The organism is Photobacterium sagamiensis (genome assembly GCF_050337085.1).
Classification (GTDB): Bacteria; Pseudomonadota; Gammaproteobacteria; order Enterobacterales; family Vibrionaceae; genus Photobacterium; species Photobacterium sagamiensis.
In genome coordinates this window covers 235,369-245,659 of record NZ_JAKJSP010000013.1, presented here as the reverse complement: position 1 = coordinate 245,659, position 10,291 = coordinate 235,369, and the positions used below count along the sequence as shown (strand labels likewise).

The window sequence follows — 10,291 nt, the reverse complement described above, 5'->3', positions numbered from 1 at the left end:
CCGTAGTTACAACGGTCAAGTTGGCGAAGCCCTAGCCAATGTAAAAGCTATAAACAAAGTCATAAGACTAGGTATGCCTGAAAGAAAAGCTATTGCATAGCATGCGGCTAATTAGAACTAGATCCGCTTAGAAACTGATTTGATCAACAACGCCATACACACTAACCGATAGTTTTTGTTCTTTATGTCAGCGTTTCCGTTAATTTCTTTTTACTAAAGTTGCGTGTATTTCTGAACTTATTCAGCTCTTTTTTGGAGTTATCAATTATAGATTGAAGTTCTCTTGCATCTTCTTTCGCTATAGCGATAGTCCAAAAAACACTGACATCATAACCATTCGAATAATGCACATTCACAGCATCTGTTAATGCTGGATGAGTCGTGAATGTAATTTTATCTAAAGGAGCTCTCGTTTCTACCGCAACACCTGAAAACCTAACTTGCAGAAAAGTTAGAGAAATGCTGAATGTGATATCACAACAATCATTACCAATAACTTTATACGTTTTCTTTATCGCCATGATTATCCTTTTTATTTGCTACTTTGATACAGAATCATAAAGTAATAAAAACAGAGAATACCTTACAAGAATATGCAACCTAACACACAAGGGTTCAATAGTTGATGATCTCGCTCTCAAAATACCTCATTACGTAAATAATTTTGCTCATCTCTGATTGCTCTTACTTTGGTGTATGTGCCAGATCGGGCTCACCACAATGGCTCAGAATTTCCGCTCTGGCCTGATCCCTTAGGTTAAGGGCAGCATTCCAGTCGGTCCCTTCCGGTGTCAGCGGTTTACCAATCGTCACGCTGATATCTCCTCGCCTGGGAAACAGAGACTTACCTCGCAGCTTTGAACGTGTACCACAAAGAGTGATTGGCACGACAGGCAGACCACCATCGACCGCAGCAATAAACGCCCCCATATGAAATTCGTGAAGGCCGGGCATTCGATATAAGGTTCCTTCGGGGAAAAAGAACAGGGAGCGGTTGTCCCTGGCATTGGCTGCTATCCGCCGGGCATCAGTCACACCCTTTTGCATATCAAAACGCTCAACAAATTCCGTATCCAACTTGGATAGAAAAATGCGGGCGAAAGGATTTTTCAATAGCTCCGCCTTGGCAACAAAATTACATTTTGACGAGGCTACCAGCGCCATTATCATCCCATCAAGGTAACTGGAATGGTTAGCAACTAAGATACAGGGGGTGGTATCGTCAGGCCGGTTTTCCTGTCCCTTAAACGTTACCTTAGTTCCCGTAAACCAGATCAGTAAACGAACACCAAGTCGGGTAACCGACCAGCACCAGCGCTTATTGGGGATGATCGCAACGAGGCACCATACACATGACGCAATGACGGCCATAACCAGCCACATGTAAGCTGCATAACTAAAATCTGAAACTATTCGCCAGTAACGTCTCAGCTGAGGCTTTATTCCTGCCGTCATCAAGCGAAGCGTCTGCCACCACACGGCACGTTGCCGGGCATCCAGTTTGTCTTGCTCATAGAGATCTTTACATGCTGCGTGGCGAATTTTCCCACTGGATGTTTTAGGGACGGCATGAGGTGGTGCGATCACCACTTCATCTGGGGGGCTACCCAGCAAATCCAGAGAAAGATTGTTTACCTCCTGCTGAAGCCGCTGTTGCTGCGCTTTGTCGGTTTCACGCGTTTCTGCTAATACAATCAACCGTTCGGTGCCGGACTTACTATCATGACTGGCAAATACCGCAACGCAGCCTTTTCGGATCCCGGAAATATTGCATACGGCTTCTTCCAGCTCATGGGGATAGATGTTTCGACCCGCACGGATAATAATATCTTTGCTCCGTCCGGTGATAAACAGCTCACCACCGACCAGATAGGCGCGGTCACCGGTATCCAGCCATTCCCCATGAAACAACTGTTGCGTCTTTTCCTGATCCCGGTAATACCCCTGGGTAGCAGAAGGCCCTTTAAACTCCAGCCCTCCTTCTTCCCGCTCCGGTAGCTCTCGGCCAAATTCGTCAACAATACGGATCTGGTGCCCCGGCAGCGGCTGACCTAAGCCCACTACCTGTATAACATTAGTCTCATCGGCTGCTGCCGGAATCGCCCGGCCAAAACGCTCCATTGGCTCACGTCTGATACGATCAATCATGGGAAGACGTACGCTGGTCGGGAAAGTCAAACCAACCGAGCATTCTGCCAATCCATAAACCGGTGACATGGTTTCAGGGTGAAAGCCATATTTTTCAAATCGCTCAGCAAAGCGACGTATCGTACTGGGGCTAACCGGTTCAGCACCATTCCATGACAGCCGCCAGCTGCTGAGATCTAACCCCTCAAGCTCAGCATCGTTGATTTTGTTGATACATAACTCATATGCAAAATTGGGGGCTGGTGACAAAGTACCGCGATGGTGATGTATCGCCCACAACCAGCGCTGAGGTTTTGACAAAAACAGCAAGGGCGACATGATCACCAAGGGCATGGCGTGATAAAGGCTACCGAACCAGGTACCGATCAGCCCCATGTCGTGGTATACCGGTAGCCAACTGACAAAAACATCGCTCGAATCGGCACGCACCACTTTGCCCATCGCCCGAACATTAGCAAGCAGGTTAGCATGCGTTAGAGCTACCCCTTTGGGGTTTCCGGTACTGCCCGAAGTATATTGTAAAAAAGCAATATCCGTGCTCTTAGCCTCACCCGTTGAGAGCGGTTCAGGGAGTTGCCTTAACTCATCAACCGTGACCACTGCTTGAATAGAAGGTACCTGAAGCCGAAGCAATTGCGAAAGAGGTTTGGCTTCCGGGACAGTGATCAAAATACGCACCTGAGAATTTTGCATAATACGGGCATGACGCATTAAGTGATCTTCTATCTGTGAAGGCCGTGCAGGTGGGTAGATAGGAACCGGAATGGCTCTGGCAAACAGTATCCCGAAAAAACTGTAAAAATAATCATTGCTGGTTGGCAGCATAATGGCTACACACTGACCAGGTTCGACATCTTGCTTCACCAGCCCGGATGCAATTCGCAGTGCCTCATCCCGCAATGCCCGATAGCTGATCTCGGTTAGCTGATCGGCATTCTGATAAACATAAAGATGCGGACGGTCAGGATGCGCCTTGACATGCCAGTCAAGAACTTGTTGAAGAGTTTCCACATGTTCAGGCGCAGATTCGACAATCCCTAGCTTTATCTGTCGGATAGTTTGTTCAGAAACTAAACCGATGTCCTGAGTCTCTGCGTGTAGCAGTTCCCGTAATAAATCCCGCGGCGTTTCTATCACGGCCAGCGTCTCATCGGGCAGGTTTACCTTAAACTGCTGCTCGATACGTTGGATCAACTCAGCACGAGCAAGGCTGTCAAAACCCAAATCACGATCAAAATCACAATCGAGCTGAACCGGCTCAGGAAGCTCCTGCCCTTGCCGTAGTTCTTTAACCAATTCATTAATGACATTCAATACTGATTGTGCTGTTTGCTCCGGCTCACGACCGGATGTGGTTTCTGAGTCGACCTGCATAGCACGTATCCTTACAGCTGTGATTGACTGTTATAACAAGCATGCTAAAAGTGTAGCTAAATTCAGCAGCTTGTATGGTTTTCAAAGTCAATCGATCAACAAATTCCTATTATCAGCGCCTAAATATGACCACTGTCTCAATTCTCATTCAATTAACTGGTGTACCTTTCCTGACAGAGATTTAGAAACGTGCTTAGATAATTTAGAATCAATCGCTTAAGAACATGACTTGTGAGATGTTGAACGATTGTGCTTTACATGTTAAAAAACAACAATCAGATGAAAAGACTAACAAAACGCTTAAGGAAAATGTCACTTCTGCCTGATGATATCAAGCTAAACTCGTTCATTGGATGTATCAGGGGAAAAGCCCTCTGCTTACTACTTGCTGGCATTTTTTTAACTGGATGTGCGCCGTCACATATTCTCCATTATCAAGAGGATACTAGCCGAGACTACACATACATTGATTTTTCAAGAAATAGTGAGCCATTTAAAATTAGCTCTGAGGTTGGTGGTGAATATATTTTGAATATTAAGAAACTTTGACTTATATATTTCTAAGATAAACACGAAAAGATGACGTTATGAGCAAAATAATTAAAGATATTGATGAGTGGATTGAAAGGCTGTCTGATACCAAAGATCTTTTAGATTCTATGATGATGGAATTGCGCTTCCGTGGTTGCGAAGATAACCACAAGCTCATTAAAAAGGCACAAGAATTTAGCCAGTGGTTTGAACTGCAAAAATCAGAGTTATCGTCCGCTGCAGCTACAGAAGAAATCGTAAAGCACGTCTTTTTGAATCATTGGCCTGACAATGAAGAGCTGGTTGAATATGCCATTGCTCGCCATGGCTTCTGCGGTAATGATGGTTACTATGGTGTTACATACTCATCTGACTTGGATGAATACGATAGAGAAGTCGATGGTCGGCATATTCCTGATGGTTATGTGGAAGTGAATTTCTGGGTTGGTGAAGATAAAAAAGTACAAATTACAGAGTCGAAATACCTGGAAATAGTAAAGCAGCATCTTTTGAACTCAGACAAAGCATCTCTGGTATGCGAGTTAGAAGCCAGTCAAACATACCGGCTTTTGTTTTGCCCTTAAAAAATAAGCCTCTGATCCCGCTAGCCGTTTGGGCTTGGCCAGAATAACGTACGCTGTAACCACATTGTATTGGCAATGCAAAACAGAGGCCCACCTCTCGGCTGAAAAGCCACATATTCCCGGTAAGCATCTTCGGTAAGATCCCCCCTAACTGGCTATATATACCGGATTCATTCGATAATTCCCCCTTTAAAAGCCGGGCTCTTTCTTCACAGGCACTTCATGCTATTGGAATGGTTATCACCAACAGTGATTCAGCATGATCAGAATCTAATATCAGGTTTTTCTGAATTTGTTGAGTTCGGGAAGGATTACTTAGGGGAGAATTTGCGACAGAACCAACTACTAACCGATAGTGATAAAACAAAAAAAGCCCGAACAAAAGTTCGGGCTTAGTCTAGTCTTAATCAGACTTTTATTATGCTAGTACTTCCATTTGACCTTTGATGATTTCGGAGTGAGTACCGAATACAGCCTGGAAGTTGTCGCCTTTAACGAACACACCAGCAGCACCAAGTGCTTTCAAACGGTCAGTATCAACCTTCGCGCTGTTGTGAACAGTAACACGTAGACGTGTGATACAAGCTTCTAAATCTTTAATGTTCGCTTTACCACCGAATGCATCAGTGATGTCTTTAGCCAGACCGTCAGCTGACGTGTTTACTGCAACTTTTGTTTCTTCTTCGTCTTCACGGCCAAGAGTCTTCAGGTTCAGAGCCTTGATTAGCGTAACGAATACTAAGAAGTAAATAACTGCGTAGATAACACCGATTACTGGCAGTAACCAACCGTTTGTTGACTGACCGAATAGTAGAGTGAAGTCAAACAGACCGTGGCTGAAAGTAGTACCGTGCTTAATACCCAGCATAATCATCACTACGAATGCAGAACCTGCTAGTAGTGCGTGAGCAACGTAAAGTACAGGAGCAACGAATAGGAACGCAAACTCGATTGGTTCAGTAATACCGGTTAAGAACGAAGTCAGTGCCGCAGAACCTAGAATTGAAGCAACTTTCAGTTTGTTTTCTTTCTTAGCAGTAACGAACATTGCAAGACAAGCAGCAGGCAAGCCGAACATCTTGAACATGTAGCCACCAGCCAAGTTACCAGCAGTTGGGTCACCAGCAAGATAGCGTGGGATTTCACCTTTAACAACTTCGCCAGCAGCAGTTGTGAATTCACCGACTTCATAGAAGAATGGTGCGTTCCAGATATGGTGTAAACCGAAAGGAATTAGAGAGCGCTCAACAATACCGTAGATACCGAATGCCACTTCTGGAGACTGGTAAGCTGCCCACTCAGAGAATGTAGCAATACCTGCACCAATTGGTTGCCAAATAATAGCCAGCACTGCAGCAACAACACACGCCGCTAGTGAAGTAACGATTGGAACGAAGCGTTTACCGCCAAAGAAGCCAAGGTAAGTTGGTAGCTGAATAGAATGATATTTATTAAACAGCTGTGCGGCTACCAAACCCATGATAACACCACCGAATACACCGGTATCGGTACCTTCAGCAACAACACCCAATACACGTGTCATCGTTAGGTAACCAAGAGTCGCAGCAAGTGCTGCAACGCCATCGTTTTTCGTGAAACCAAGAGCAACACCGATAGCAAATAGCAAGGCCATGTTTGCAAACACACCCAGACCGGCCTCGGTCATGATTTGCGCTACAATGTCAGGTAAGAATTTTGCAACTTCTGAGTTACCACCAATCCCGAGTAGAATACCAGCTGCTGGCATACATGCTACAGGAAGCATGAGGCTACGCCCCATTTTTTGCATCGTACTGAAAAAGTTCATTTGAACCCCCATTCATTATGAACATAAATTTTTGAGCCCTAGTCTTACCAGGGCATCGTTTATTGATTACTTAATAAATAACCGTGGTGCCGTGTGTTTGTCTTCGCAGCAGATCAAGAGAAGTGAGCAAGTCTCCTTCATTCTTGTCCCTGCTTTTATTTAGAATCGTTTATTAATTGCGTTATAAACTTTTTGTTTCAACGGGGAGTATCTTACGATACCAATTTTGATATTTACGAGTAGACCATCACACTGGATGTAACATAACGTAACGTAACGTAACGATGCGGTAATTGTGTGTAAGGCAAACTTAACTTGTCTTACTTAGTCGCACTTTTTCGTTTATTTTCATGACAATAACACCCTCAGCCAATACACAATGCCTAGCAAGTAGTTTTCCATGGCTATTTATAGCTCTGCCCATGTTGACTGGGTCTGGCCTCACTTACTAAGAATATATTCTACTGCCAGCAATAGAATTCCTGTCACAAGCCCTGTTACTATCAATAACTTGCAGCATTAATGATAAATCAGACCATAACCTTGCAATACTTAACACCAACCAATGGAAATACAGTGCACATTTCTGCTTTCAATCAACCACCCTATTGACGCATAGATCTGACCATAAATTGTACTTTTTAATTGCAATTCAATCACAAGGGAGGCAAAATTCATCTTCTATAATCAATTTGACACATTTCCTAAATGCAGCATCTAAAAAATATTAAGCGAATTTACTTTGCCCTAGCTCTTTACGTGACCTGGATTATTGTTTTTGCTGCATTCAGTTACTACCAAGATAAAAAACAACTTTATTCTGCCCTGGATCAGCAGCTTGAAAGTGCTGCGCTTACCATCCCGTTACTATTACCAAACAATTTGCATAACAAAGCAATAGCTAAAGATGACCTGTCAGCGCAACAGAACTTAGAAATCACCTTGAAATTATCGGAATATACACGTAGCAGTGCAATCGCTTACATTTATACTCTGATATTGCAGGATGAGAGAATATTCTTTACGTCTTCAAGTGCATCCGACCAAGAACTAGAAAGCAATGTGGATCTGACTTCTTTTTTCGATCACTATAACGATGTTGATCCACTGGTCTATCAAGTATTAAGCAGCGGTGAGACAAGCTTTCTTGAATATACTGATAAGTGGGGACGTTTTCGTAGCATTTTTATTCCGCTCTATGCTGAAGATGGAACGGTTTATATTGCCGGAGCCGATCTTCCAATAGATCATATTGAAGCACTTCTAAGCAAAAACCTTTACCTGACGCTTGCAATTTCAGCGTTATTCTTACTGTTGGTGTATCCTCTTCTTATCGTGCTTACCTCAGAATCTCGCCGTCTGGCCAGAAGTCTGGAACGAAGAATAGAACAGCGAACATCCGAACTGGTTCAAAGTAAAGCTAAACTGAATTCAATTGTTGAGCATTCTCCCGCTGGTATTTTTCACTATGACAGTCATGGTGAATTAATAAAAACCAACAGACGTTTTGAGAATATTATCGGCGCAAAAAGAGATACGCTGATTGGTTTTAATATGCTCACACACCTTAAAGACCCAGAAATGCTGGAATCCGTTCGCCAATCCTTAGCAGGAAATATCAGTTCTTTTAACGGTGCCTACACGTCAGTTACCGGTAATAAATTTATGTATCTTCACGCAGATTTTGTTCCTCTATATTCAAGCAACGGTGAAATAGAAGGCGGTGTTGGCGTTTATGATGATACTACTGATAAACAGCAGAGCACTGATAACCTTAAAAAGCTATCGATGGTCGTCGAGTATAGTCCTAACGGCATTCTCATTACGAATACTGATGGCATTATTGAGTATGTAAATCCCAAGTTTTCTCAAATGATTGGTTATTCGTCGGCTGAAGTCATCGGTAAAAAAACTAACATTTTAAATTCTGGAGAAACCAAGCGTACTGTTTATGAAAAATTATGGTCGACAATACTATCAGGCCATGAATGGTGCGGCGAATTACATAACCGCAAGAAAAATGGCGAATTATTTTGGGCTCAAGTTAGCATTGTGCCTATTACAAATGATAACGGTATTATTACTCATTTCATCGGAATTCAAGAAGATGTCACTGAAGTAAGAATGGCGTCGCAGAAAATATCCTATCAAGCTACACACGACATGCTTACAGGGTTGATCAATCGATACGAATTTGAAAATAGGCTTGCCCTGCTTGTTGATGATGCACAGCAAAACAATTCTACCCATGCTTTATGTTTCTTAGATCTCGATCAGTTTAAAATCATTAACGATACTTGCGGCCATGTCGCTGGTGATGAATTACTACGCCAATTAAGTTTGTTATTAAACAAAACCATACAATCACAAGACACTTTAGCAAGAATAGGTGGTGATGAATTTGCTATTCTATTGGAGAATTGTAACCTCGAACAAGCTGAGAAAACGGCTAATACCCTACTAAATTTAGTTAAGAAATTTCAGTTCATGTGGATGAAGAATTCATTCAGCATTGGAGTCAGCATTGGTTTAACTCAAATCAGCAAGACCTCAGGGAATATCACGGAAGTACTGATCCATGCTGATTCAGCTTGTTATGCCGCCAAAGATTTAGGCCGCAATAGAATCCATACCTACCACTCTGATGATGCACTACTCGCAAAACGAGATGGAGAATTCCGCTGGGTTAATGAGATAAAAGACGCTTTAAACGAAAACCGGTTTGAACTCTATGCACAACCCATTGTATCTCTGTCAGATGTACCTCATAAGCTCATTTACGAAGTACTACTACGCCTACGGACTAAAAATGGTGACATTATTCCTCCCGGAGCCTTTTTGCCTGCCGCAGAGCGCTATAACTTATCTCAGCCGATTGACCGTTGGGTCGTCGATCACACTTTTTCATGGTTGAAAAAACATCTGTCTCAACTTGATGATTTAGATCACCTCACGATCAATCTGTCAGGCGCATCGTTAGGTGATAACGATTTACTGCGTCATATCATGCAACAGATTAAAAGCAATGATCTGCCCCCTAGCAAGATTAAATTTGAAATAACGGAAACAGCCGCGATTAGCAACCTGCGTGATGCAACCTTGTTTATAAATATATTGCGCGAATTTGGTTGCCAGTTTGCCTTAGATGATTTTGGCAGTGGCTTATCATCATTTGCCTATCTTAAAAACTTATCAGTCAGTACGCTTAAAATTGATGGTCTTTTTGTCAAAGATATTTTAAATAACAAGATTGACGGTGCAATGGTTAAATCGATCAATGAAATAGGCCACGTTATGGGCATGAAAACGATTGCTGAATTTGTCGAAAACGATGCGATAAAAGATCAGTTAAAAACGATTGGGGTAGATTTTGCTCAGGGATATGGCATTGGTAAGCCGGAGCCTATTGATAATATTCTCACAAAAATATCATCACACCTAGCTACTGAAACTACGGAAACTACTGCTATAGGATAAAAAACCTATTCAATCACAACTTGATTAAGCCGCCATTGAATAGGACTCTCGTCCTGAATATTTCTCTTTGCGCTGGAAACTACCCTTGCCTTTCTTCGCTTTAACAACACGCGTCGTGAATAATTTACTGGTCACAACAGCTTTTAACGCGTTGTCTCGAATCGTGCCGCGGCCAAACTCGGTAGTTTGGGCGGTTACATCAAGCTCTATAGCTTGATCAATCTGGCTTTGCTTGCGTTTCTTAGCCATGGATTACTCCTCATCACTTATTGTTAATGATTCATCATTTGATGAATGCGAATAGATAATACCTTATGTTCACACTCAGTGTAAAACCAAGCTAAGATCTGGCAATAAACGCAAAATCATA

At 42.8% G+C, this 10,291-nt stretch carries 6 protein-coding genes and 1 pseudogene; 3 read left to right on the top strand and 4 right to left on the bottom strand.

Going from position 1 to position 10,291, the window contains the following annotated elements:
- A pseudogene (locus L4D76_RS04720) lies at positions 1 to 100 on the top strand (IS5/IS1182 family transposase); the annotation flags it as partial.
- 82 nt (positions 101 to 182) lie between these two features.
- Here the strand turns inward: L4D76_RS04720 and L4D76_RS04715 are convergent.
- Positions 183 to 521, bottom strand: coding sequence for a hypothetical protein (locus L4D76_RS04715; protein ID WP_428439784.1), 339 nt, complete (start codon positions 519 to 521; stop codon positions 183 to 185).
- Between the two features lie 163 nt (positions 522 to 684).
- Complete coding sequence (locus L4D76_RS04710) at positions 685 to 3,522, bottom strand: AMP-binding protein (protein ID WP_428439783.1); 2,838 nt, start codon at positions 3,520 to 3,522, stop codon at positions 685 to 687.
- A 587-nt stretch (positions 3,523 to 4,109) separates the two neighbouring features.
- Here L4D76_RS04710 and L4D76_RS04705 point away from each other — a divergent pair.
- Positions 4,110 to 4,637, top strand: a complete 528-nt coding sequence (locus tag L4D76_RS04705) for a hypothetical protein (RefSeq protein ID WP_428439782.1) — start codon at positions 4,110 to 4,112, stop codon at positions 4,635 to 4,637.
- Between the two features lie 418 nt (positions 4,638 to 5,055).
- Here the strand turns inward: L4D76_RS04705 and ptsG are convergent, their stop codons facing one another.
- Positions 5,056 to 6,444 carry a PTS glucose transporter subunit IIBC gene (gene ptsG / locus L4D76_RS04700; RefSeq protein ID WP_428439781.1) on the bottom strand — a complete coding sequence of 463 codons (1,389 nt, stop codon included), beginning with the start codon at positions 6,442 to 6,444 and terminating at the stop codon, positions 5,056 to 5,058.
- 708 nt (positions 6,445 to 7,152) lie between these two features.
- Here ptsG and L4D76_RS04695 point away from each other — a divergent pair.
- On the top strand, positions 7,153 to 9,921 hold the full coding sequence (locus tag L4D76_RS04695; RefSeq protein ID WP_428439780.1) for an EAL domain-containing protein: 2,769 nt from the start codon (positions 7,153 to 7,155) through the stop codon (positions 9,919 to 9,921).
- 24 nt (positions 9,922 to 9,945) lie between these two features.
- Here L4D76_RS04695 and L4D76_RS04690 read toward each other — a convergent pair whose 3' ends face one another.
- Complete coding sequence (locus tag L4D76_RS04690; RefSeq protein WP_428439779.1) at positions 9,946 to 10,170, bottom strand: alternative ribosome-rescue factor A; 225 nt, start codon at positions 10,168 to 10,170, stop codon at positions 9,946 to 9,948.
- Between the last annotated feature and the right edge of the window lie 121 nt (positions 10,171 to 10,291).

Bases quoted from the DNA above. Each gene is read 5' to 3' on its own strand.
- L4D76_RS04695 (WP_428439780.1), top strand. From the start codon at position 7,153: ATGCAGCATCTAAAAAATATTAAGCGAATTTACTTTGCCCTAGCTCTT.
- L4D76_RS04705 (WP_428439782.1), top strand. From the start codon at position 4,110: ATGAGCAAAATAATTAAAGATATTGATGAGTGGATTGAAAGGCTGTCT.
- L4D76_RS04690 (WP_428439779.1), bottom strand. From the start codon at position 10,170: ATGGCTAAGAAACGCAAGCAAAGCCAGATTGATCAAGCTATAGAGCTT.
- ptsG (WP_428439781.1), bottom strand. From the start codon at position 6,444: ATGAACTTTTTCAGTACGATGCAAAAAATGGGGCGTAGCCTCATGCTT.
- L4D76_RS04710 (WP_428439783.1), bottom strand. From the start codon at position 3,522: ATGCAGGTCGACTCAGAAACCACATCCGGTCGTGAGCCGGAGCAAACA.
- L4D76_RS04715 (WP_428439784.1), bottom strand. From the start codon at position 521: ATGGCGATAAAGAAAACGTATAAAGTTATTGGTAATGATTGTTGTGAT.